At 58.8% G+C, this 21,678-nt stretch carries 23 protein-coding genes; 10 read left to right on the top strand and 13 right to left on the bottom strand.

Annotated elements, in window-relative coordinates; all coding sequences use genetic code 11:
• Window positions 1-120: 120 nt before the first annotated feature.
• The 4 genes from B9Z33_RS02795 to B9Z33_RS02785 form a co-directional block, all read right to left on the bottom strand.
• Entirely contained in the window at window positions 121-1,641 is a 1,521-nt protein-coding gene (locus B9Z33_RS02795; RefSeq protein ID WP_233252747.1) for an ATP-binding protein, read from the bottom strand.
• 833 nt (window positions 1,642-2,474) lie between these two features.
• The gene (locus B9Z33_RS02790; protein ID WP_158270164.1) at window positions 2,475-3,500 is read right to left on the bottom strand and encodes a YafY family protein; all 1,026 of its coding nucleotides are present in this window, start codon (window positions 3,498-3,500) and stop codon (window positions 2,475-2,477) included.
• Window positions 3,487-4,245: a hypothetical protein gene (locus tag B9Z33_RS15380; protein ID WP_146183809.1), complete on the bottom strand. Its 759-nt coding sequence runs from the start codon at window positions 4,243-4,245 to the stop codon at window positions 3,487-3,489. The genes B9Z33_RS02790 and B9Z33_RS15380 overlap by 14 nt, the downstream gene beginning before the upstream one ends.
• Before the next feature lie 9 nt (window positions 4,246-4,254).
• Window positions 4,255-4,956, bottom strand: coding sequence for a hypothetical protein (locus B9Z33_RS02785; RefSeq protein WP_146183808.1), 702 nt, complete (start codon window positions 4,954-4,956; stop codon window positions 4,255-4,257).
• A gap of 65 nt (window positions 4,957-5,021) precedes the next feature.
• On the opposite strand from B9Z33_RS02785, the gene B9Z33_RS02780 reads away from it, so the two are divergent.
• Window positions 5,022-5,480 carry a YccF domain-containing protein gene (locus tag B9Z33_RS02780; RefSeq protein ID WP_108285479.1) on the top strand — a complete coding sequence of 153 codons (459 nt, stop codon included), beginning with the start codon at window positions 5,022-5,024 and terminating at the stop codon, window positions 5,478-5,480.
• A 15-nt stretch (window positions 5,481-5,495) separates the two neighbouring features.
• Here the strand turns inward: B9Z33_RS02780 and B9Z33_RS02775 are convergent, their stop codons facing one another.
• A complete protein-coding gene (locus B9Z33_RS02775; RefSeq protein WP_108285478.1) occupies window positions 5,496-5,813 on the bottom strand; it encodes an NIPSNAP family protein in 318 nt (105 codons plus the stop codon).
• Between the two features lie 146 nt (window positions 5,814-5,959).
• Between B9Z33_RS02775 and argE the strand changes: the two genes are divergently transcribed.
• The gene (gene argE, locus B9Z33_RS02770; protein ID WP_108285477.1) at window positions 5,960-7,180 is read left to right on the top strand and encodes an acetylornithine deacetylase; all 1,221 of its coding nucleotides are present in this window, start codon (window positions 5,960-5,962) and stop codon (window positions 7,178-7,180) included.
• Between the two features lie 37 nt (window positions 7,181-7,217).
• A complete protein-coding gene (locus tag B9Z33_RS02765; protein WP_108285476.1) occupies window positions 7,218-8,186 on the top strand; it encodes a tripartite tricarboxylate transporter substrate binding protein in 969 nt (322 codons plus the stop codon).
• Window positions 8,187-8,249: 63 nt separating this feature from the next.
• On the opposite strand, the gene B9Z33_RS02760 is transcribed toward B9Z33_RS02765, so the two are convergent.
• The 5 genes from B9Z33_RS02760 to B9Z33_RS02740 all read right to left on the bottom strand — a co-directional run bounded on the left by B9Z33_RS02760 (window position 8,250) and on the right by B9Z33_RS02740 (window position 11,648).
• Window positions 8,250-8,693 (bottom strand): universal stress protein, encoded by a 444-nt coding sequence (locus B9Z33_RS02760; protein ID WP_233252705.1) that lies wholly within the window; start codon window positions 8,691-8,693, stop codon window positions 8,250-8,252.
• A 378-nt stretch (window positions 8,694-9,071) separates the two neighbouring features.
• Window positions 9,072-9,650: a YceI family protein gene (locus B9Z33_RS02755; protein ID WP_108285475.1), complete on the bottom strand. Its 579-nt coding sequence runs from the start codon at window positions 9,648-9,650 to the stop codon at window positions 9,072-9,074.
• A gap of 59 nt (window positions 9,651-9,709) precedes the next feature.
• The gene (locus tag B9Z33_RS02750; RefSeq protein WP_108285474.1) at window positions 9,710-10,276 is read right to left on the bottom strand and encodes a YceI family protein; all 567 of its coding nucleotides are present in this window, start codon (window positions 10,274-10,276) and stop codon (window positions 9,710-9,712) included.
• A gap of 7 nt (window positions 10,277-10,283) precedes the next feature.
• Window positions 10,284-10,841 carry a cytochrome b gene (locus B9Z33_RS02745; protein ID WP_108285473.1) on the bottom strand — a complete coding sequence of 186 codons (558 nt, stop codon included), beginning with the start codon at window positions 10,839-10,841 and terminating at the stop codon, window positions 10,284-10,286.
• Between the two features lie 21 nt (window positions 10,842-10,862).
• Window positions 10,863-11,648: a dioxygenase gene (locus B9Z33_RS02740; RefSeq protein ID WP_108285472.1), complete on the bottom strand. Its 786-nt coding sequence runs from the start codon at window positions 11,646-11,648 to the stop codon at window positions 10,863-10,865.
• A 138-nt stretch (window positions 11,649-11,786) separates the two neighbouring features.
• Between B9Z33_RS02740 and B9Z33_RS02735 the strand changes: the two genes are divergently transcribed.
• The 4 genes from B9Z33_RS02735 (at window position 11,787) to B9Z33_RS02720 (ending at window position 15,493) form a co-directional block, all read left to right on the top strand.
• Complete coding sequence (locus B9Z33_RS02735) at window positions 11,787-12,674, top strand: LysR family transcriptional regulator (protein WP_108285471.1); 888 nt, start codon at window positions 11,787-11,789, stop codon at window positions 12,672-12,674.
• A 139-nt stretch (window positions 12,675-12,813) separates the two neighbouring features.
• Window positions 12,814-14,250 (top strand): NAD-dependent succinate-semialdehyde dehydrogenase, encoded by a 1,437-nt coding sequence (locus B9Z33_RS02730; RefSeq protein ID WP_108285470.1) that lies wholly within the window; start codon window positions 12,814-12,816, stop codon window positions 14,248-14,250.
• A gap of 11 nt (window positions 14,251-14,261) precedes the next feature.
• A complete protein-coding gene (pcp, locus tag B9Z33_RS02725) occupies window positions 14,262-14,930 on the top strand; it encodes a pyroglutamyl-peptidase I (protein WP_199220270.1) in 669 nt (222 codons plus the stop codon).
• A gap of 134 nt (window positions 14,931-15,064) precedes the next feature.
• The gene (locus B9Z33_RS02720; protein WP_108285468.1) at window positions 15,065-15,493 is read left to right on the top strand and encodes a c-type cytochrome; all 429 of its coding nucleotides are present in this window, start codon (window positions 15,065-15,067) and stop codon (window positions 15,491-15,493) included.
• A 33-nt stretch (window positions 15,494-15,526) separates the two neighbouring features.
• Here B9Z33_RS02720 and B9Z33_RS02715 read toward each other — a convergent pair whose 3' ends face one another.
• Both B9Z33_RS02715 and B9Z33_RS02710 read right to left on the bottom strand, forming a co-directional pair.
• Complete coding sequence (locus B9Z33_RS02715; protein ID WP_108285467.1) at window positions 15,527-16,108, bottom strand: lipocalin family protein; 582 nt, start codon at window positions 16,106-16,108, stop codon at window positions 15,527-15,529.
• A gap of 76 nt (window positions 16,109-16,184) precedes the next feature.
• Complete coding sequence (locus tag B9Z33_RS02710; protein ID WP_108285466.1) at window positions 16,185-16,979, bottom strand: SDR family oxidoreductase; 795 nt, start codon at window positions 16,977-16,979, stop codon at window positions 16,185-16,187.
• 70 nt (window positions 16,980-17,049) lie between these two features.
• Here B9Z33_RS02710 and B9Z33_RS02705 point away from each other — a divergent pair, with 70 nt between their 5' ends.
• Window positions 17,050-17,922 (top strand): oxaloacetate decarboxylase, encoded by an 873-nt coding sequence (locus B9Z33_RS02705; RefSeq protein ID WP_108285465.1) that lies wholly within the window; start codon window positions 17,050-17,052, stop codon window positions 17,920-17,922.
• A gap of 92 nt (window positions 17,923-18,014) precedes the next feature.
• On the top strand, window positions 18,015-18,989 hold the full coding sequence (locus B9Z33_RS02700; protein WP_108286108.1) for a tripartite tricarboxylate transporter substrate binding protein: 975 nt from the start codon (window positions 18,015-18,017) through the stop codon (window positions 18,987-18,989).
• A gap of 27 nt (window positions 18,990-19,016) precedes the next feature.
• Here B9Z33_RS02700 and B9Z33_RS02695 read toward each other — a convergent pair whose 3' ends face one another.
• The gene (locus tag B9Z33_RS02695) at window positions 19,017-19,790 is read right to left on the bottom strand and encodes a FadR/GntR family transcriptional regulator (RefSeq protein ID WP_108286107.1); all 774 of its coding nucleotides are present in this window, start codon (window positions 19,788-19,790) and stop codon (window positions 19,017-19,019) included.
• A 192-nt stretch (window positions 19,791-19,982) separates the two neighbouring features.
• Between B9Z33_RS02695 and B9Z33_RS02690 the strand changes: the two genes are divergently transcribed.
• The gene (locus B9Z33_RS02690) at window positions 19,983-21,671 is read left to right on the top strand and encodes an FAD-dependent oxidoreductase (protein WP_108285464.1); all 1,689 of its coding nucleotides are present in this window, start codon (window positions 19,983-19,985) and stop codon (window positions 21,669-21,671) included.
• Window positions 21,672-21,678 lie beyond the last annotated feature (7 nt).

Below are 21,678 nucleotides of genomic sequence, written 5' to 3'. Positions count from 1 at the left end.
GCGGCGTAATACAGCTTGGTGGGACACTCCAGCGCCAACTTGAACCGCGACTTGGTCAGGTACCGTTTTTTGACGGGTGTATTCATGGAAACCTTTCGTCTGTCTCAAAAGCATTGCGATTCAGGCGGCTGCCAGAAAACCCATAGGACGGGACACGGATGTTTTCTTATGCATCAATGCCCCTTCCAACTGGACCAGCACCTCATTGGCGCTTTGCGGCCGCAGCAAGCGGGCGCGGCGCACCACCTGTTCAAAGTCCCCTGGTGTCAATTGGGCAAGACGGGCCAGCCGGATTTTCTGAGCCTGCTGTGCATCGGCCACACCCAGAATACTGCAAGTTTTAATAAACATCTGCCATGCGGCATCAGTTTTCATGAAATCGAATTTGATGGCCATGTCAAATCGACGCAGGCTCGCTTCATCCAGGTTTTGAAACAAGTTGGTCGATGCAATGAACACACCTTGGAAGTTTTCCATCTGGGTCAGCATTTCATTGACTTGGGTCACCTCCCATTGCTTGGACGCTTTTTGACGGTCTTGCAAAAAAGAGTCGACTTCGTCAAATTGCAGCACAGCCTTTTGTTGGTCTGCCATCTCAAAAGCGCGAGCCATTGTTTGCTCGGTCTCACCCAAATAAGGGCTGAGAATTTCGGAGGCTTTGAGCACCAGATGAGGCACATCCAGTTCCTGTGCGAGCCACTTGCCAAACGCTGTTTTTCCCGTGCCAGGAGGGCCATAGAGACACAAACGACCAGTGCGTGACTGGACGATGGATTCACGCAGTGCTTGCAGGTTCACTTCGCTGTTCACCCATTCAGGCTCAAAATCACGCCGGGCAATCCCCAGATCACCTTGAGTCACGATTTTTGCCTTGCGTTGCGCTTTCAGGGTGTTGTTCATCAGGTGAATGGCCAATGCATCGCGTTCGCTCTCGGGCCGTTGCGAGGCAATTGCTTGGACCACCTTGGCCGTTTGCATCAACATAGCGGGCGTTGCATCTTTGTGGCGTGCAATACCGACTTGCCCTTGCGCGCTCACAACGCCATCCATCGCTTTGGCAAGCATTTTTTCTCGTTGCAATTGAGAAGGAATGGGCATTTCAAAGCAAACGCTAAAGCGCCGCAAATAGGCCTCATCAAAGCGCTCAATTGAATTGGCGATCCAGATGGTTGGAACATCGTTGCTTTCAAGGATCTTGTTGATCCATGACTTTCGCGGGATAGTCGCCTCATCATCACTGCGGTCATTGCTGCTGACTTGATTGAGGATCTCCTCGCACTCATCAAACAAAATCACCGAAGGGTTGTGCTTGAAAAATGCCTGCGCGATGCGGTAATTGCGCACACGACGGATGGGCACCACGGGGGCACCTGCCAGGTTGTGAGGACTGATTTCCATGAGCGACAGGTTCAACTCACTGGCCAACAATCGCGCAAACTCGGTCTTACCCGTGCCGGGCTTTCCGTAAATCAGCACATTGATACCGTTCACGTTTTGGGCCACACAATGGGTGAGCAGGGATTTGCAAATTTCCAAATTGGTTTGGATGTGACCGTAGTCTTGGGCCGTCAGTGACGATCGGACCACTGGACGGACAAAGCCTTCGACGATCTTGCGAATGTCATTTTGCGGAACCAGCATGCGTGACGCAAAGGTGGACGTCAGCAAGTCAACCAATTGGCGCAGGCCATACCGACCACCGATGTCGATGGAGAGCAAACCAGAACTGGCCAATTTTTCGTGCCGCTGCAAGCACTTCGAAACAGATTCAGGTTTTCGAGCCAGCAAAGGACCCAAAATCCGTTCGATGTTGTAGCCGGTGAGCTCCGCGCCAAGCAGCTCTGAACAACTCTCAAGAATGCTCTCTGCATGAATCAAGACACCCAAACCAAGGATGTCCGCTTCCAGTGGGTTGAGGTCGATGATTTGAGCCAGCGCCTTCAGGTTATTTTGCAATGCTTGGGGGAAGTGACACGCTTGCCCCACTTCAGCCTCCCAGCGCGTCAGCACGACACTCAAATCTTGGCGCATTTCTGCCAGAGTGCGGGCCTCGGCGTAATTCTCAAAGTTCTGAAAGCCCAAAAACGCGCACACCTGATTCAGGTTGTAGCCCACCCGGCCCTTGAGACGACCCAGTGCAGGTGTCTTGATCATCAGCCGCAACATGATCACGCGTAGCCAGCGTGCATATCGAAGGTCCGCTTCGGCCAACTCAGCCAATGCGTCTTGACTTACTTCCTCGCTCAGGACCAAAGATACGGGTGCTTGAGCATTTTTGGTTTTCCGAGCACGGCGAGGAGGTGGCTCCAAGTCTTGAAGGAAGTCTTCTACGGATGGATCCATGTCCAATAAAGATGCTTTCTTGCTGACCACATCGTTTACATCGTCAAAGCTCATCAGACCTCCTGTGTGTGAGATCTGAGTCTAGGCCTCCGTCGCGACAATTCCTGTCGTTGTAGAGGCGCCTTATGCAATCAAGGCGTCAAGTTTTCCGAATATCGCGCTGCTGCTTGTGCAAGCCATTGACCCATCTCCCGGCGTAAGGATTGCGGCTCAATGACCTCGACGCCGGGCCCAAAACTGGCAAGGAATACTTTGAGCAGTATGGTGACAGGAAGCGGCACGGTCACAACGGCCCAATCACCAGAATTCTTCGATTCATGAATCTCTTGCAGGTGAGACAGTGGACGCTCTTTGAAGTGGTAGATCCATTCGGGCGCTACCTTGAACTTGATCACTTTGGGCTCGAGTGTTGCATCAATACCATGGCTGAGCTGATGAGAAGCCTCAATGTAGCGGTCCAGATCAAAGTCCAAGCGATCATGTGCAGGCCGAGGCACCACCAAAGCTGATTTCATGCGTTGCAGCGGGTAGGCAATCGGTGAGTCTCCAAGTCCTTTGACGGCCAACAAATACAAAGTGCCATCTTTGGCCACAAGCCCAAGGGGGTTCAATTCGCGGTTTGAGTGATTGCCTGCGGCCGACCGGTATTCAACACGCAGCAATTGATTGGATGCCAACGCATCCATCACACAAGCCAAGATTTCTGAAGAAATTTTTGCGCGCAAGCGACCGACTCCATCCGGAACAATCCGAACACGGTCGCGCAAGCGCTTGGTTCTGCGTTGCTCCTGCGTTAAGTGCTCGGCCATGTCCATTTGACGTTCTACGCCAGCGGCCACAGCATCACCAAACGTGCTTTGAAGCACTTGTAAAGACAACACCTGGTAGAGCGCGGCTTCATCGGTCATGAGCCAATTGGCCATTTCACTCACCCGCAGGTGGTAACGCCTTTCCTTGCTGGAGGCATCCACCTCAATCACAGCCCGGCCATCGATGCCATCTGTGGACAACTCGCTGAGATAGCGTTGAGCCGTTCGTTTGTGTAGTTTTTCTGCATACAAGTTGTTCCACTTGGCAACAATGTCTTGAACAGTCATCGCATCTTCATGACGTGTACCCAACAGCCGAAGAACCGCAAGCGCTTCAGAGAACTTCATGATTACCTGCCCATAACGAAACGCAAAAGCCACTCTCGCCATCTTTTGGCCACGGCCCCTGAATTCGCTGGCCGTAATGCTTCCCCCATGGTGGATGCGGCAACAGATCCTCTGAGCAACGGTGCTCCCACAACAGGTGTTTGGGTAAGCCCAATTTGGAGCGCATCATCACCTGCAATAAGGCGTTTTCAAAATCACTGTAATTCCCACCAAATGCCAAGCCAGGGCGAATAAACGCCACTGTGTGTGGCACACAGTCATGGGCGGCATACAGGCCGTCATACGTCGCGACGCCTTCTGCACGCAAGTGCAAGAGGCTAAAACGCTCTGGCCCATGCGCTTCACTTTGATCTGCATTTCTTTCAAAAATGGTCCACAGGGCAAACGGACCCTCTTGAACAAGTCGATTAATTTGTAATGCGTGAAGGTAGCCGTCCTTGTGCAACTCCAATGGCGCTTGCATGGAATAGCCGGGTTTGACCAACTCTTCTCGATGGACCTGCCGCTGAGCCACGACCCGATAGCCCCGCACAGGCGCTTTGTCGAGCGCTTGCTGATAGGCACTCAAGCTCCATGACAAATCGGCGTAAATAAAAGAGTTGACCCCTATCGCCCAGTTTCGAATGGGCGTGCCATCAATTCCGGCACCGGGGTAATACAGCGAATCAGTCAGCAACTCTTTCAAGGGCAATGGCGCTTGCTGAATGGTCTGGGCGCTCAAAGTTCGCAAGGTTTCAATGTGCATACGGACCTCTTATGTGGTCACTTCAGCAAAAGCATCGCCAGGATCAGTCCCCTGCATGACCATTTGGATGATGCTTTCCTTTTCGACCTGCGTCAGACTTGGCATTTGGGCTTGATTGGCTTTGAAATAAGTCCACCACATCTCACGAGCTGCTGCTTCCTTGATTTTCTTGGGTCGACGTGCTTTCAACACGCGCTGCTGATAAGCGTGCATTTCACCTTCAATGAATTGGTCGAACGTCAACTGCAACTGAGCCCAATCGAATTCAGCAATTTCTTGGCGCACTGCTTCGCCGTCAAAAGATTTCCTGAAGCCTTCGCCGTTGTCACCCGTGGCTTTGTTGACGACCAATGCGCTGAGGTCAGGCACTTGATGCTGCGACGTGAATTCACGCAAGGCATCGAGTCGACGGCCCATGTTCGTTGCGATTGCCACTGCAACGTATGCGCTGTCCGGGTACGCCATCTTGGCCTTTGCTACCAACTCACCGTATTGAATGGTTTGACCAGGGTGTGATTTTGCAAAGTCCACAAGGATTTCAAAATAGACTTTGGCCAAGGCGATGTCAGCAAGTGTGCGGTTGCGCATGGTGTAAACCTTTATGAACAGGGTTTCATCATAAGACTCAACCGCGACATTTTCTGTCGTTTCAAACGCCTGAGCTGTCCACATTGCTTGAGTTGAATGACTTGAGTAGGACAGAAAAGTCATCGACGTTTTACTGTACCGATGCTTTAAGAAGTTATAAATGGACAAATATTGAATGAAAGACGGTCATGCGCGCTATTGGTAATTTCTTGTGGTTCATCCTCGGCGGGGTTTTCATGGGCCTGCTGTGGTGGCTGGTGGGCTTGATCGCCTTTGTCTCGATCGTGGGCATTCCATGGGGGCGGGCTTGCATGGTGATTGGCAACTTCACGTTTTTCCCGTTTGGGCGTGAAGCCATCAACCGCAAGGAATTGACACAAGAGGACGACTTGGGCACCGGTACTTTGGGCTTGCTGGGCAACATCGTCTGGTTTTTGTTGGCCGGCATTTGGTTGGCGCTGGGCCATGTGGTGTCGGCCGTGGCCTGCTTTTTCACCATCATTGGCATCCCCTTCGGGATTCAGCACCTCAAGCTGGCGGGCATTGCGCTGGCCCCGGTGGGCAAGACGATTGTGAGCAAAGAGGTGGCAGCTGCTGCGCGTGCGCACAATGCACAGGCCGAGGTGGCCCGTCTTCGCAGCCGTTGACCCGTGCGCTGCAGCTCAGGGCTGCGGTCCCCAGGGTGCTGACAGCATGAGCTTGTTGTTTTGCTCGCGCATCAGCGGGCGGATTTTGGCGGCAAAGGCCAGAAATTCCGGGTCGCCAAATACACCGGCCCAAAATGCGCGGCGGTCGGCATCGTCGTCAAACTTCCAGACGTGGATGAGCTCGTTCAGCGCGCCTACATCGCCCGTGAAATAGCCCACCAGTTTTTGCGGGTGCTTGGCCAGCGCGGGCCATCCTTCATTTTTGTAGTGAGAGATGACTTCGGGCATTTTCCCGACGATCACGGAATAAGTGCGCAGTTCGTAAATGGCCATGAAAACTCCGGAATGGTTGTGAAGGACGGGAACACTTTAGGCGCAGCGGGTCGACGGGCATGTCGGCAAGGTGACGCGACCAGGGGCATGGCCCTGTAAGATAAAAAGTTGTTTGAGCCCAAGCGCCCTTTTAAATGGAGTCCCACATGAACGCCCCACTTTCCCGCGCCGCCTTGGCCAATGTGCAGGCCGCTGATCTGGCCGCCTTGCCCCTGATCGAAAAATGGATCGCCTTTGCCACCGTCTCGCGCGACAGCAACCTGGCCCTGCTGGACTGGACCGAGGCGTATCTGAACGATTTGGGCATTGCCTGCAGCCGCACCTACGACGACAGCGGCCAAAAGGCCAACCTGTGGGCCACGCTGCCCGCGCACGATGGCGAAAGCAAAATCGGCGGCCTGGTGCTGTCGGGTCACACCGATGTGGTGCCGGTGGATGGCCAGCCTTGGGACACCGACCCGTTCAAGGTCGAGATCATCGGCGACAAAATGTTTGGCCGGGGCGTGACCGACATGAAGAGTTTTGGTGCGACCTGTTTGATGATGGTGCCCGAGTTGCTGAAAAGAAAACTCAAGCGCCCGATTCACCTGGCCTTCAGTTACGACGAAGAAGTCGGCTGCATCGGCGTGCGCCGCATGATCGCCGACATGCAAGCCCAGGGCTTCAAGCCTGCGGGTTGCATCGTGGGCGAGCCCACGGGCATGCAGGTGGTCATTGCGCACAAGGGCAAACATTCGTACAAAACCACGGTGCACGGTTTTGAGGCGCATTCGTCACTCACACCCTTGGGCGTGAACGCGGTCGAAATTGCTTGCGAATTCGTGGCCAACCTCAAAACCATGCACCGCGAGCTGGTGCAAAACGGTCCGTTCGATCCGATTTATGACGTGCCCCACACCACCATCCACACCGGCGTGATCGCAGGCGGGACGGCGCTCAACATCATCCCGCGCCAGTGCGAGGTGACCTGGGAAATCCGCCACCACCACATGAACACGCCCGAGGACCTTTTCGCACGGGCCAAGGCCTTTAGCGAGAGCCTGGTGCCCGCCATGCAGGCGGTAGCGGCAGACACGGGCATCACGCACGAACTCAAATCGGTGTTGCCCGGTTTTGCCACGGCCGCCGACAGCGAGATCGCGCAGCTGTGCTTTGACTGCGCCGAGGTCGACCCGGCCAGTGGCGCGGGCAAGGTGTCGTTTGGCACAGAAGCTGCTCTGTTCCACCAGGCCGGAGTGCCCACCATCGTGTGCGGCCCCGGTCACATTGCACAGGCGCACCAGCCCAATGAGTGGGTCACGCTGGAACAATTGGCCTGGTGCGAGCGCTTCATGCGCCGCTTGGCCGACCGGGTGTGCGTGGGCTGATTTTTTAATGGTTTGATCAATCTTCAAGGAAACGCAGATGATGCAACGTCGTGAACTTTTGGTGTCCAGTTTGGGTGCTGCTTTGTTGTCGGCTGCGGGCATGGCCCAAGCCCAATCCACCAAACCGGTGCGCATTGTGGTGCCCTTCGCTGCTGGTGGTGTGCAGGACATCCTGGCCCGTTCGATGTCGGTCGAGATGGCGGCCGCATTGGGGCAAACCGTGATCGTTGAAAACCGTGCCGGTGCGGGTGGCACCATTGGCACGGGCTATGTGGCCCGGGCCGATGCCGATGGTTCTGCCATGGTCATGGCTGCGGCCAGCCACAACATTGCAGGCTCGCTGTACAACAAGCTGACCTACGACCCGCAAAAAGACTTTGCGCCTCTGGCCCACATTGGCAGCGCCAGCTATGTGCTCATGGTGCACCCCGATGTGCCCGCCAAAACAGCGGCCGAATACATCCGTTACGCCAAAGCCAATCCTGGCAAGATGAACTACGCCACCGCCGGCGTTGGCAGCGCCACACATTTGTCCATGGCTTACTTCAACGGGCTGGCGGGCATTGATGTGGTGCATGTGCCGCTCAAAGCCACGGGCGAAGCGATCAACGAAGTCATCTCCGGCCGAGCCCAAGCGGTGATTGCTGCCAGCATTGGTGCACTGGCGTTTGCCAAGGACAGCCGCATTCGCTTGCTGGGCGTGACCTCGCCCAAGCGCAGCAAATATTTGCCCGATTTGCCGACACTCGCCGAGAGCGGCTTGCCCGGTTACCAGTTCGACTCGTGGTTTGGACTGTTAGGCCCCGCCGCCGTGCCTGCCGATCAGGCCAACCGCATCCATGCCGCTGTGAGCAAGTTGCTCAAAGACCCGGTCATCCTGGAGCGCTTGGACAAGCAAGGCATTGAGCCTCGCGATTTGAGCAACGCCGACTTCGGCAAGTTGCTGGCGGCTGACTATGTGCGCATGGCGCAAGTGGTCAAGGCTTCTGGTGCCAAGATTGATTGATCTGCCGTCCTGAGGACGTGTTTCACACCGGGTTGTTGCCAAGAGCCCGGTGACCTCGAGCCTTCAGTCAAATCCTCGGACCATCAGCACGGGTACGGGGGACATGCGCATCACCTGCTCGGCACCGCTGCCCAGCAAGACGCGGCCAATGCCACGGCGGCCGTGTGTGCCGAGCACGATCAGGTCAGCACCCCAATCGCCCGCTGCATCGACCACCGACTCTCCCAGGCGCTGCCCGATACGGTCAATCAAGCGCGTGTCGGCTTTGACTTTGGCGGCATTGGCCAGTGCCATGCCGCCTTGCAAAATCGTGTGGCCGTTTTCACGGGCCAGCTGAACCATCTCGCCCGAATATTCGTGGCTGCTGAGCAATGACAACTCGTCAATGCAATAGATGAGGCGCACTTCGGCTTGGTCTGCCTGCGCCAACTTGAGGGCATAGTCCAGCGCTTTGTTGGACGTGTTGCTGCCATCGATGGGCACGAGGATTTTCTTGAACAAAGACATGGTGGTCTCCAGTAGATGTTGTGAGGCCAGCAGCATCCGGGCGTAAACCTCTGGTCGCATGGGCTGACTCCGTGGTGTCAATCAGTCTCCGATGCTAGAGACAAGTCCACGCCACCAACAGCCATCTTTCGGTCTGTTGACCTATGCCAGCAGTTGTATACCCCGGCACAGGCCCTGTCGCAGGTTTTGTGGGAGCTTGCCCTGCAAGCGAAAAGCCTGTGGTCCACAAGCGTTTGATCGCCAGCAGGGCTGGCTCCTACAAGGTGAAAATTTGAAGCCATCATGCGGATTTCGCAGGGCCGGATCAATGGACGCGGGCGAAAAAAAACCGCCCGGGTCACCCCGGGCGGTTGGTGCGGCTGGCGCTGAAAACGAGGCTTACTGGGCGATGGCTTCGATGGCCACGTCGATGCGCACGTCGTCACCCACGTAAGGCGCGTATTTGCCCGCATTGAATTCGGTGCGCTTGATGGTGGTGAAGGCGTTGGCACCCAAGGCTGGCTTTTTCATCATGGGGTGGGGCATGGCCTGGAAGCTGGTCACTGTCAGGGTCACAGGCTTGGTCACGCCTTTGATGGTCAGGTTGCCTTCGATGGCTTTGGGCTTGTCGCCTTCAAACACCACTTTGGTGGATTTGAATGTTGCTGTGGGGAACTTGGCGGTGTCCAGGAAGTCTTCGCCCTGGATGTGGCTGTTGAAGTCGACAAAGCCGGTGTTGACCGATTTCATGTCGATGGTGATGTCCACTGAGCCGGTTTTGGCGGCAGCGTCAAACACCACTTTGCCGGTGGTGTTGCTGAAGCTGCTGAGCTGTGTCGAATACCCAAAGTGCGAGTATGAAAAACGGGGGAAGGTGTGCGAACCGTCCACGTCGTAGCTCACGGGAGCGGCCAAGGCCGAGCCTGCGGCCAGTGATGCGAAAGCCAAAACGGCGGTGATTTTTTTGAACGATGTCATGGGAAAACTCCTTTGGATTAAAAAGAAAAAGTGAGAGAGATGTCAAGCCGAGGCCTGGTTTATTTGCTCAATTGAGCGGTGATGAAAAAAGTAACCTGGATGTCATTGGCGACCACATCGAACTTCGCCCACATGCCTTCGCCGATGGTGTAGTCGGCGCGTTTCATCGTGAAGCTTCCGGTCAGCAAGCCGTCTTTGCCTTGGGCGGTGTGCTTCATGGGGAACTTCACGTCGCGGGTCAGGCCCTTGATGCTGAGCGTGCCTTGCACTTCGTATTGGTTGGGTGCGGTTTGCTTGATCTGCTTGGCCACAAACTGGGCTTTGGGAAAGGCGGCAGCGTTGAACCACGACTTGGTCACGACTTCGTCATCGGCTTCGCTGGAGCCTGCGTCCACGCTGGCCAGATCGACTTCAAAGCTGGCTTTGGCTTGCTCGGCTTTGGCCGGGTCGAAGTTCACTTGGGCGGCAAATTTCTTGAAGCGGCCATCCATGGCCACGCCCATTTGCTTGTAGCTGAAGGTGACGCTGCTTTTGGCGGGCACGATGGCCTGGTAAGGCGCGGCGTGGGCTTGCAGCGCCAGTGCGCTCATAGACAAAGCCAGCAGGGTTTTCAAAACGGTGTTCATGGGTTCCTCATTGGTCAGAAGTGCGACGACCGGGCAGCATGCGGCGCAGCGTGTCGTCTTTGTGAAAAAAGTGGTGGAAAAACGCAGCCGCAGCGTGGCCTGCGATCAGCAGCAGCAAACCGATGCTCAGGGCTTCGTGCAACTCGGCCAGGCTTTTGCCCAGTTCCTTGTCTTTGGCCAGCAGGTCGGGGATGGGCAGCACGCCAAACCAGACGGTCTGCACGCCCTTGGCCGAACTCATCAACCAGCCACTCAAGGGGATGGCGATCATCAGCACATACAGCAGGGCGTGCCCTGCGTGGGCGGCCCATTGCATGTGGGCGGGCATGTGGTCCGGCATGGCGGGCGGGCGGTGCGTGGCGCGCCACAGCAGGCGCAGCCAGACCAGCATGAACACGCTCACGCCAGCCCATTTGTGCCACGAGTAGTACTGCAACTTCTCGGGCGACAGAGGCAGGTCGCTCATGTAAAAGCCCAGGGCCAGCAGGCCAAAAATCATCAGGGCCATCAGCCAGTGCAGGCTTTTGGCGGTGCGGGTGTAGTGCGCAGTGGTGGGGGTGCTCATAGGGTGTTCCTTTGCCAAATTTCAGTGGAATGTGTAGCCATCCATGGCAATCACATGGTCACTGATGCCCCGGAAAAACGCCTCGGGCTGTGCGTCAGCGCCCGCAGCGCCTAAAGCGGTGAACAGCGGCAACAGGTGTTCGTCGGTGGGGTGAGCGCGCTGCCCCGTGACTTGTTGGCGGTAAGCCAGCAGGCCGGGCACATCGCGCTGCACCATGTGGGTGTGAATCCAGTCGGCAAAGGCCTGCACATACGCCGGTGTGGCGCCGCCTTGCATGCTGACCATCATGAAGTCGCGCAGATTGTGGGTGATGTTGCCGGAGGCAATGACCAGGATGTTGTGCGCTGCCAGAGACGCCAGCGCCTGGCCCACGCGGTAAGCGTGCTCAGGGCCCTGGTGGCTTTGCACCGACAGCGGCACCACGGGGATGTCGGCGTCGGGGAACATCTGGCGCAGCGGAATCCAGGCGCCGTGGTCCAAGCCGCGTTGGGCGTCTTGCGCCACGGGCAGGCCTGCGGATTGCAGTGCGGCTATCACCTGGGCGGCGACTTCGGGGCAGCCGGTGGCGGGGTATTGCATGTCGTACAGGCGCGGATCGAAGCCACCAAAATCGTGGATGGTCTGCAGTTGGGTGGCCGTGCCTACGGTGGGCAGCGCTGTTTCCCAATGCGGGCTGACCACCACGATGGCGCGCGGCGTGTCCATGGCTGCGGCGATCTGGCTCATGGCCGCGCCTGCAGCGCCTGGGTGCAGGGCAAACATCGGTGAACCGTGGGGGACAAAAAGAACGGAGCGGCGGGCAGGCATGGTGGTTGGGCTCGAAAAGGGTGGGTCAAAGTGACAGCGGCAAGCAGGACTTGGGGCTGCGACGGGTTGAACTGTAGGCCGATCATCTGATTTGAAAAAGTAGCCAATGAGCAAATATTTGTTGCACAATTGGCAACAATGGACAAACTTGATGCGATGCAAATCTTTGTGCGGGTGGCTGAAGCGGGCAGCTTTACTGCGGTTGCCGACCAATTGCAGGTGGCCCGCTCGGTGGTCACGCGCCAGATTGCCGCACTCGAAAAGCACCTGCGCATCAAGCTGATCACCCGCAGCACACGCAGCCTGACCTTGACCGCTGCAGGTGCCGCTTATCTGGAAAAGTGCCGCGTTATCCTGAACATGGTGGACGCTGCCGAGTCCAGCCTGGACGAAGAAAACGCTGTTCCTCGTGGCCGCATCCGTTTGGGTTTGCCGATCAGTTTCGGCTTGCAGCGGCTCATGCCCGCGTTGCTCGAATTTGCGCAGGCGCAGCCTCACATCGAGCTGATGATGGATTTCTCGGACCAGCGCGCCAACCTCATTGAGGAGGGCATCGACCTGTCCATCCGCATCACCGCCGATTTGCAGCCGGGCGATATCGTGCGCCACCTGGGCACAGTGCGTTTGCTCACGCTGGCATCGCCCAGCTACCTGTCAGAACACGGCGAGCCGTTGCACCCGCAAGCCCTGGCCCACCACGAGTGCCTGGTGTATTCGATGTCCATGAACTCCGCGACTTGGCCTTTTCAGGTGGATGGGCGGGTGCAGCAATTCCCCGTGCGCGGTCGAATTCGTGCCAACAATGGCTTGGCCCTGACGCAGGCGGCGGCGCGTGGCATGGGCATCACGCTGCAACCGGACTTCATCGCCGACCCCTTTCTGGCCAAGCACGAGGTGGTGCAAATTCTGTCGGCCTTTGAGGCACCCGCTTTGGGCATTTACGCGGTGTTGCCCAGCAACCGCTACATCCCGCACCGGGTCAATGTGTTGCTGGAACATCTGGCCAGGTTCTTGCGCCCGGTGTAAACCCCTTGCACCGAATGTCCTGTACGGCTTGGGGTCTGTCCCGGGGTTGACCGCTGGGGCGCGAAATCCGGCCACAATTTGGCCTCTGTCCGGGCAGCCTTTCCCCGGAAACCCCCGGCAACCGATTTCAGGAAAAAACATGACTTACCCCAACACCCAACTCTTCATCAGTGGCCAGTGGTGTGATGCCGCAGACGGCCGCACCCTGCCCGTGTTCAACCCCGCCACCGGCACCGAAATCGGCCGCTTGGCGCACGCGGGCGTGCCCGATCTGGAGCGTGCAGCGCAAGCTGCGCAAAAGGGTTTTGAAATCTGGCGCGACACACCCGCCAACGAGCGCAGCGCCATCATGCGCAAAGCCGCTGCCCTGATGCGCGAGCGCGCGCCGCAAATTGCCGAATTGCTCACGCAAGAACAAGGCAAGCCCTTGGCCGAAGCCAAAGTCGAAGCCATGTCAGCGGCTGACATCATCGAGTGGTTTGCCGAGGAAGGCCGCCGTGTGTATGGGCGCATCGTGCCGCCACGCAACATCAACGTGCAGCAACAGGTGCTCAAGCAACCGCTGGGGCCTGTGGCTGCGTTCACGCCTTGGAACTTCCCGGTCAACCAAGTGGTGCGCAAAATGTCGGCCGCATTGGCCACGGGCTGCTCGATCATCGTCAAGGCGCCCGAAGAAACGCCAGCATCGCCCGCCGAGTTGATCCGTGCATTCCACGACGCTGGCGTGCCTGAAGGCGTCATCGGTTTGGTCTACGGCACACCCGCTGACATCTCCCAATACCTGATCGCGCACCCCCTGATCCGCAAAATCACCTTCACTGGCTCTACACCTGTCGGCAAGCAATTGGCGGCACTGGCCGGTCAGCACATGAAGCGCGTGACCATGGAGTTGGGTGGCCACGCCCCAGTCATCGTGGCCGAAGATGGCGACATCGCGTTGGCTGTCAAAACGGCAGGCGCTGCCAAGTTCCGCAATGCGGGCCAGGTCTGCATTTCGCCCACCCGCTTTTTGGTGCACCACAAAATTGCCGACGAATTTGCCCGCTTGCTGGCCGCACACGCCGAGTCGCTCAAGGTGGGCGATGGCCTGACCGCAGGCACCCAGATGGGCCCCTTGGCCAACGAGCGCCGATTGGTGGCCATGCAGGCCATCATGCAAGACGCCCGCGCCAAAGGTGCCAAGGTGCTCACCGGCGGCGAACGCATTGGCACACAAGGCCACTTTTTTGCGCCCACGGTCTTGTCGCATGTGCCGCTCGATGCCGATGTGGTGAACAACGAGCCCTTTGGCCCGATCGCTGCCATCCGTTCGTTCGAAAAAATCGAAGACGCCATTGCCGAGGCCAACCGCCTGCCCTTTGGTTTGTCGGGTTACGCCTTCACCAACTCGCTCAAGACTTCGCACCTGCTGAGCCAGCGCCTGGAAGTGGGCATGCTGTGGGTCAACCAGCCTGCCGCGCCTTGGCCCGAGTTGCCCTTTGGCGGCATCAAGGATTCGGGCTACGGTTCTGAAGGCGGCCCGGAGGCGCTTGAGGCCTACCTCAACACCAAGACGGTGTCGATTTTCAACGCCTGAAAGGTTGGGCGGTGATGCGCATTCTGGTCACGGGCTTTGAGCCTTTTGGCGGGCAAAGCCTGAACCCGTCTTGGGAGGTGGCGCGTGCTTTGCAAGGCACTTCGCAGGACGGTGCGCAGGATGCACAGCTTGTGGCGGTGCAGTTGCCCTGCGTGTTTGCGCAGGCGCTGCCTGCTTTGCAGGATGCGCTGGCAAACCACCGCCCCGACATCGTGCTGGCGCTGGGCCAAGCCGAAGGGCGCTGCGATTTTTCGGTCGAGCGTGTGGCGATCAATGTGATGGATGCGCGCATCCCCGACAACGCGGGGGACCAACCCATCGATGTGCCGGTGATCGCGGGTGGCCCGGCGGCTTATTTCAGCACCTTGCCTATCAAGGCGCTGGTGTCGGGTTTGCGAGCGTCGGGCTTTGCGGCCTCGGTGTCGCAAACGGCCGGCACCTTTGTTTGCAACCAGGTTTTTTATGCCTTGCAGCACACGCTGGCAGGGCAAGGTGTGCACAGCGGGTTTGTGCACTTGCCGCTTTTGCCCGAACAGGCCGCTGGCTGGCCAGGCCCCAGCTTGCCCAGCTGGCCTGTCAGTGTTCAGGTGGCGGCGGCGCAGCGGGCGCTGGCTTTGTTGGTGGCGCACCGGCAGCAAGGCCTGGCCGATCTGGCCATGGGTGGCGGCACACTGAATTGAATTTTCGCGCGCCTTGAAGGCATGGGCGTACTGGTTTAAAGGTATCCCGAAGTGCTGTTTTTAGCGCGACAGCACACAGACGCACCGTGCTGATTTTTCGATCATGAGGCTCCATCCAAACAGCAGGAGCCAACATGAAAAACAACACCATCAGCCAAGCCGTGATCGCCAGCATTTTGAGCGTCACCGCCACATCGTGGGCACAAACATCGGTCGGTCTGGGTCGTGCCGATTTCAAGGAAAACTGCGCCAGCTGCCATGGCGTATCCGGCAAAGGCGATGGCCCCGTGCAGTCGTTTTTGGTCAAGCCCCCGTCGGATCTGACCACGATTGCGCGGCGCAACGGCGGCGCATTTCCTCAGGAGTTGATGTGGGAAGTGATCGACGGACGGTGGTCGGGCGAGATCGGTCCGCACGGTTCGCGTGAAATGCCTGTTTGGGGCAATGAGTTCAAGGCTCGTGCCATGACGCAGCCGGGCGATTCGCCACGCACGGCCGAGTGGTCTGCACGCAACCGCATCGTGTCTTTGCTCAAATACCTGGAAACGATTCAGGTGCCTTGATGGCCGAGGCCCTCCAGCCTCCGCGCGTGGCTTTCAAGGTGGGCTGAGCTGGAGCCGGTTCAAGTCAAAACCCAAGGCCACCAGTTTGCTCTGCAGCTGCTGGTAAGTGGCTGTGGGCATTTGGGGCGTGCGCGACAGGACCCAGAGGTATTCGCGTCGGGGCTCGCTCACCAGCACCCACTGGTATTGCGGGTCCAGATCGATGATCCAGTAATCGCCCCAAACCATGGGGATGAACGACAGCCATTCGGGCGTAAAACGCACCTTGAGCTGCGCCGAGGTCGGCCCGCCAATTTGCCGAGCGGCCCCCAGTGCTTCGCTCCACTCGGCCTTGTCGGTTTTGCAGCGGTTGAGCACTTGCACCCGGCCATCGGCTTGCAGGCTGTAGGTGGCCTGCGTGCTGCTGGTGCACTTCTTTTGAAACCAGTTGGGGTATTTTGCGATCTCGTACCAGGTGCCCATGTAGCGCGGCACATCGACCGAGGGCACCGTTTGCAGCGGTGCCAGCTCTGCCTGTGCAATACCCGTCAGGGCCAGCCAGACCCACAAGGCAGAGGCCAGGCATTGGCGCGGAATGTCCTGCAGGCGCTGCGCCCGTGCTTGGGAAATGGTCATGGTTTTTGTGGGTCTTGAAAAACGGAAAGGGCGGTGGCAGACCCAGCATGACACGGGGCCAGCCTGAGTCTGTCTGCTAGACCACGATCGGGTTCAGTGCGCCGTCCATGCTCATGCAAATGCCGGTGATGTAACTGGCTTTGGACGAGGCCAGAAACACCACAGCATGGGCAATTTCTTGGGGTGCAGCCATGCGACCCAAAGGAATTTTGCCCACGGCTTGTGCCATGGCTTCTTGGGTGTCGATGCCTTTGAGTCGCGCATCTGCGGCCATGCCTTCTTGCAAGCGGTCGGTCAGCGTCAGGCCGGGGTTGATCGCGTTGACGCGGATGCCTTGCGCGCCATAAGCGGCAGCCAAGCCCGCGCTGGCCAACATCAATGCCGCGTTGGCTGCGCCGCCCGGCAAGTGGATGGGGCTGGCCACTTTGCCGCCATTGCCCACCACGTTGACCACAGCGCCTTGCCCACGAGCGGCCATGCGTTTGATGGTCGGATCGATCATGTGGATGTAAGTGAAATATTTGGCCTGCATGGCATCGGCCCAGGCTTCGGGCGTCAGCTCGGGTGCGGGCGTGCGCTTGGCAGCACCCGCCGAGTTGACCAACACATCAACCGGACCAAACGCGGCTTCGGCCGAATCAAGGGCCACGACGGCCGCTTGCGCATCGCGCAAATTGGCGGCGAAGGTGTGGATGCGGTCGGCGGCAAAGTTGGCTTGCAACTTGGCCCGGGCGGCGTTCAGGTTGGCGGCGTCACGCGACACCAGGGTCACCTTGGCGCTCTCTTCAAGAAAGGCTTGGGCGCAAGCCAGGCCAATGCCTTTGCTGCCGCCAGTGATCAAAACATGCTTGTCGCGCAGGTGCAGGTCCATGGAGTTCTCTTCTGCTGAAATAGTGGAGTTGAATCTCGTGATTTAAACACTCTTCATCAAAATTTGCCTCATGAATACCAAAACCTCTGCTTTGCGTGCGCGTTTGAATCAACCGGGTCTGGTGGTTGCGCCGGGTGTGTTTGACATGGTGTCTTTGCGTCTGGCCGACAGCTTCGGCTTTGATGCGCTGTACATGACCGGCTACGGCACCGTGGCCTCGCACATGGGTCTGCCCGACGCTGGTCTGGCCACCTACAGCGACATGGTGGGCCGCGTCACGGCCATGGCGGGCATGGCCCGCACGCCACTCATTGCCGATGCCGACACCGGCTACGGCGGCTTGCTCAACATGCGCCACACCATCCGGGGCTATGAGGCCGCAGGGGCTTGCGCGATCCAGCTCGAAGACCAGGAGTTCCCCAAGAAGTGCGGCCACACCCCAGGCCGCCGCGTGATCCCCATGGCCGACATGGTGCGCAAGATCCAGGTGGCGGTGGACTCGCGCGCGTCCAAAGATTTTTTGATCATCGCCCGCACCGACGCCCGCACCACGCTCGGCCTCGATGAAGCGTTGCGCCGTGCCGAGGCCTACGCCAAAGCCGGGGCCGACATTTTGTTTGTCGAGTCGCCCGAGTCCGAAGAAGAGATGCGCCGCATTGGCCAAAGCTTTGACTTGCCCTTGGTGGCCAACATGGTCGAAAAAGGCCGCACCCCGGTGTTGACCCGCCCTGAGCTGGAAGCGCTGGGCTACAAGATCGCCATCTTCCCCGTGACCGCCTTGCTGGCCGGGGTGCAGGCCATGACGCAGGTGTACCAGCAGTTCAAGGACACGGGCTCGTCGGCCAAGGGCAGCACACCGCTCTATGACTTTGCCGACCTGACAAAGCTGATGGGGTTTGAGGACGTGTGGGCTTTTGAAAAGCGCTACGCAGAAACCGACTGATTTTTCTCATGGCCTATGGCCCCCATTCATACAACGAGGAGACAACGATGGAAACCCTGAAAACCTGGCCACGACGCCCATGGCTGCAAACGATGCTGAGCACGGGTCTGCTGGTCGGCGCATTGGGCAGCTTGGCGCTGAGTGCAAGCACGGCAGATGCGCAATCGGCCTACCCCAGCAAACCGATCCGCCTGGTGGTGCCCTTTGCCACAGGCGGCGTGACCGACACCAGCGGCCGCTTGATTGCAGAGCAACTCTCCAAGCGCTTGGGGCAACAGGTGATCGTGGACAACAAGCCCGGCGCCTCGGGCAACATCGGCACGCAACTGGTGGCTTCGGCCGAGCCCGATGGTTACACCCTGCTGCTGGGCTTTGACGGCACCTTGGTGATCAACCCGCATGTCTTTCCCAAAGTGGGTTTTGACACCGCCAAAGACTTTGCCCCGATCGGCAAGATCGGCGACGCCATCCTGATTTTGGTGTCGCATCCTGGGGTACCCGCCAAGACACTCAAGGAGATGATCGCCTTGTCCAAGACCCAGTCGGGCGGTTTGTCGTATGGCACCTCGGGCACGGGCGGCACGCCACACATCGCAGGCGAATTGCTCAAGCAGCGCACGGGTGCCAACTTGACCCACATCCCCTACAAAGGTGGCGGCCAAGCCATGACCGACTTGTTGGGCGGCACCATTCCACTGGTCTACACCGCCGTGGCAGGCGCGATTCAGCACGTCAAATCGGGCAAATTGCATGCGGTGGCGGTGTCCAGCGCGCAGCGTGCGCCGTCCATGCCCGATGTGCCCACTTTCATGGAAGCAGGCGTGCCTGACTTCGACATCAACTCCTGGGTGGGCCTGCTGGCTCCGGCCAAAACGCCACGGGCGATTGTGGACAAGCTGAACACCGAACTGAATGTGGTTTTGAACGACCCCGCTGTGCGCGAACGCTTGAACACCTTGGGCATCACCGCCAGCCCCGGCGGTCCCGAAAAGTTTGGCCGCGACATGGCGCGGGACCTGTCGCGTTACGCCGGTGTGGTGAAGGCGGCCAACATCAAGGTCGAGTGAAGCGGCCCCTTGGCTTGATTCGGGTTTTCAAGCGCGCAGGCCTTTGACCAAAGGCTGGGCCAGGCGTTCACCTTCTTGCTGCCAAAAGTCGGGCGGTGCACGCTGAATGCGCTCAATGGCGTTGCCCATGTGTGTGGCCGCAGCCTGCCGTGCGGCGTCGGCGTCACCGGCCTCCACGGCTTGCAAAATGGCGTGGTGTTCGGTTTGCACCTCGGTGGCAAAGTCGATGCGCCTGGCCTCGTTGGCCCGCGTCACTTGGGTGGCGCCGTGCAAAAACTGGCCCAGGTATTCCAGTGTCTGAATCAGGAAAGGGTTGCGCGTGGCATCGGCGATGGCCCGGTGAAACTTCACGTCTTCTGCCACGCCGTTGCCGCCCGATTTCACGGCGGTGTCCAGCGCTTTCACGGCTTGCTTGAGGGCCCGAATGTCCTGGGCATTGCGCCGTTGTGCGGCCAAGGCGGCCACTTCCGCTTCCAGGGCACGGCGCACCTCGACCATCTGGATCACGGCCTCTTGAGATGCTGCATGCCTGACCTCAAAGTTGAGCGGTGCAAAGGGCAGCTTCTGGCTCACGAACACCCCGCTGCCTTGACGCGAGTCGACCAGGCCCAAGGACTTGAGGCGTGAAACGGCTTCGCGCACCACAGTGCGGCTGACCTCAAATTGCGCCACCAGTCGGGCCTCGGTGGGCAGTTTGTCGCCCGGCATGAGGCGGCCTTGCTTGATTTCGGTCGCCAGTTGTTCGGCCACCTGGTCAGACAGGCGCGCACCGCTGGTCACGGGGGTGAAGTGGGGAGTCATGAAGTTGTCATACAAAAGACAGGTCTGGAGCATAGCGTGACTTCATGTGTTGCGCCAAAAACCGCGCTTTTTGAAGCAAGGGGATCAATAGCCCTTCAAGTTAGTCAATTACGGATAAGTAAATTGATTTATCTATAGTAAATTATCGCCTGTCGCACCTGAGGGTGCTTTTCTCATGGCCGGAGACCACGCATGGGTGCTTACACCAACCCGATTTATCCCTACAAGGCACCCGCCGACCTGATGTCGACGCCGCCGCAGCGCAAACCGCTGATCATCATTGGTGCAGGGCCTGTGGGCCTGGCCGCTGCCATCGATGCCCGGCTGCAGGGCTTGGATGTGCTGCTGTTTGACGACGACAAAACCGTTTCTGTGGGGTCACGGGCCGTTTGTTACGCCAAACGCTCGCTTGAAATTCTCGATCGCCTGGGCATTGCCGAGCAGGCTTGCAACTTGGGTGTGAGCTGGAACATTGGCCGCACCTTCCTCGAAGAGGGCGAGGTGTACCAGTTCAACCTGGTGCCCGACGCGGGTCACAAGCGCCCCGGCATGATCAACCTGCAGCAGTACCACATTGAGGAAATGCTGATCGCCCGCGCGCTGGAGCTGGGTGCCGACATCCGCTGGCAGCACAAGGTCACGGCGGTGACGCGGCACGACGACCACGCCACGTTGACGGTGGAAACGCCCGACGGCACGTTTGGCATCGAAGCCGACTGGCTGGTGGTGGCCGACGGTGCGCGCAGCCCGATCCGCCGCCACTTGGGTCTGGACATCGAAGGCCGTGTGTTCCAGGACCGCTTCTTGATCGCTGACGTGATCATGAAGGCCGACTACCCGGCCGAGCGCAGGTTCTGGTTCGACCCGCCTTTCCACCCCAAGCAGAGCGTGCTGCTGCACAAGCAGAGCAACAACGTCTGGCGCATCGACTTCCAGCTGGGCTGGGACGCCGATCCCGAAGAAGAAAAGAAGCCCGAAAAAGTCATTCCGCGCCTGCAGGCCATGCTGGGCGACGACCGCCCGTTTGAGTTGGAGTGGGTGAGCATCTACACCTTCCAGTGCCGCCGCATGACCGACTTTCGCCATGGGCGCGTGCTGTTTGTCGGCGATGCGGCGCACCAGGTTTCGCCCTTTGGCGCACGCGGGGCCAACTCGGGCTTTCAGGATGCGGACGATTTGATGTGGAAGTTGGGATTGGTCATCAAGGGCCAAGCCAGCGACAAGCTGCTCGACACCTACGCGCACGACCGCCAGTTTGCGGCCGATGAGAACATCATGAACTCGACGCGCTCGACCGACTTCATCACGCCCAAGAGCCGCACCAGCCGCACCTTCCGCAACCAGGTGCTCGCGCTGGCCAAGCACTACCCATTTGCACGCAAGCTGGTCAACTCGGGCCGCTTGTCCATGCCGTCTTTCCTGACCGACTCGGTGCTCAACACGCCCGACACCGACAGCTTTGCAGGCCAGATGGTGCCCGGCGCACCGATGGACGACGCACCCATGCAAGTGAACGGCCAGGACGCTTGGCTGCTCGATCAGGTGGGCAAGGGCTTTCAGGTCATGCTGTTTGTGGACGCACCGCCCTCGCCCGATGTGTTGGCGCAATTGGCATCTTGTGGGAGCGCGCCCCTGCGCGCGAATGTTCTGCCCATCAAGCCAAGCCCCCTCATCGTGGCCTCACGCCCGCTGAACATCCCCGGCGTGAAAGTGATTGTCGACAGCCAAGGCCTGGTGGCCAAACGCTACGACGCCACACCCGGCACCACCTACCTGCTGCGCCCCGACCAGCATGTGGTGGCCCGCTGGCGCACGCTGGACGCTGCCCAACTGCAAGCCGCTCTGGCCCGTGCGATCGGTGGCCACATCGGCCAAGCCTGAACCTCTC

It is taken from the genome of Limnohabitans sp. T6-20, assembly GCF_003063505.1.
Classification (GTDB): domain Bacteria; phylum Pseudomonadota; class Gammaproteobacteria; order Burkholderiales; family Burkholderiaceae_C; genus Limnohabitans_A.
This window is presented reverse-complemented; position numbering and strand designations above follow the sequence as displayed.

What these genes read in the sequence shown, in the direction of transcription:
- B9Z33_RS02795 (WP_233252747.1), bottom strand. Translation starts at nt 1,641, where the DNA reads ATGCTGGTTCCGCAAAATGACATTCGCAAGATCGTCGAAGGCTTTGTC.
- B9Z33_RS02785 (WP_146183808.1), bottom strand. Translation starts at nt 4,956, where the DNA reads ATGACTTTTCTGTCCTACTCAAGTCATTCAACTCAAGCAATGTGGACA.
- B9Z33_RS02690 (WP_108285464.1), top strand. Translation starts at nt 19,983, where the DNA reads ATGGGTGCTTACACCAACCCGATTTATCCCTACAAGGCACCCGCCGAC.
- B9Z33_RS02745 (WP_108285473.1), bottom strand. Translation starts at nt 10,841, where the DNA reads ATGAGCACCCCCACCACTGCGCACTACACCCGCACCGCCAAAAGCCTG.
- argE (WP_108285477.1), top strand. Translation starts at nt 5,960, where the DNA reads ATGAACGCCCCACTTTCCCGCGCCGCCTTGGCCAATGTGCAGGCCGCT.
- B9Z33_RS02720 (WP_108285468.1), top strand. Translation starts at nt 15,065, where the DNA reads ATGAAAAACAACACCATCAGCCAAGCCGTGATCGCCAGCATTTTGAGC.
- B9Z33_RS02765 (WP_108285476.1), top strand. Translation starts at nt 7,218, where the DNA reads ATGATGCAACGTCGTGAACTTTTGGTGTCCAGTTTGGGTGCTGCTTTG.
- B9Z33_RS02705 (WP_108285465.1), top strand. Translation starts at nt 17,050, where the DNA reads ATGAATACCAAAACCTCTGCTTTGCGTGCGCGTTTGAATCAACCGGGT.
- B9Z33_RS02790 (WP_158270164.1), bottom strand. Translation starts at nt 3,500, where the DNA reads ATGAAGTTCTCTGAAGCGCTTGCGGTTCTTCGGCTGTTGGGTACACGT.
- B9Z33_RS02715 (WP_108285467.1), bottom strand. Translation starts at nt 16,108, where the DNA reads ATGACCATTTCCCAAGCACGGGCGCAGCGCCTGCAGGACATTCCGCGC.
- B9Z33_RS02740 (WP_108285472.1), bottom strand. Translation starts at nt 11,648, where the DNA reads ATGCCTGCCCGCCGCTCCGTTCTTTTTGTCCCCCACGGTTCACCGATG.
- B9Z33_RS02755 (WP_108285475.1), bottom strand. Translation starts at nt 9,650, where the DNA reads ATGACATCGTTCAAAAAAATCACCGCCGTTTTGGCTTTCGCATCACTG.
- B9Z33_RS02775 (WP_108285478.1), bottom strand. Translation starts at nt 5,813, where the DNA reads ATGGCCATTTACGAACTGCGCACTTATTCCGTGATCGTCGGGAAAATG.
- B9Z33_RS02780 (WP_108285479.1), top strand. Translation starts at nt 5,022, where the DNA reads ATGCGCGCTATTGGTAATTTCTTGTGGTTCATCCTCGGCGGGGTTTTC.
- B9Z33_RS15380 (WP_146183809.1), bottom strand. Translation starts at nt 4,245, where the DNA reads ATGCACATTGAAACCTTGCGAACTTTGAGCGCCCAGACCATTCAGCAA.
- B9Z33_RS02710 (WP_108285466.1), bottom strand. Translation starts at nt 16,979, where the DNA reads ATGGACCTGCACCTGCGCGACAAGCATGTTTTGATCACTGGCGGCAGC.
- B9Z33_RS02750 (WP_108285474.1), bottom strand. Translation starts at nt 10,276, where the DNA reads ATGAACACCGTTTTGAAAACCCTGCTGGCTTTGTCTATGAGCGCACTG.
- B9Z33_RS02695 (WP_108286107.1), bottom strand. Translation starts at nt 19,790, where the DNA reads ATGACTCCCCACTTCACCCCCGTGACCAGCGGTGCGCGCCTGTCTGAC.
- B9Z33_RS02700 (WP_108286108.1), top strand. Translation starts at nt 18,015, where the DNA reads ATGCTGAGCACGGGTCTGCTGGTCGGCGCATTGGGCAGCTTGGCGCTG.
- B9Z33_RS02730 (WP_108285470.1), top strand. Translation starts at nt 12,814, where the DNA reads ATGACTTACCCCAACACCCAACTCTTCATCAGTGGCCAGTGGTGTGAT.
- B9Z33_RS02735 (WP_108285471.1), top strand. Translation starts at nt 11,787, where the DNA reads ATGGACAAACTTGATGCGATGCAAATCTTTGTGCGGGTGGCTGAAGCG.
- B9Z33_RS02760 (WP_233252705.1), bottom strand. Translation starts at nt 8,693, where the DNA reads ATGTCTTTGTTCAAGAAAATCCTCGTGCCCATCGATGGCAGCAACACG.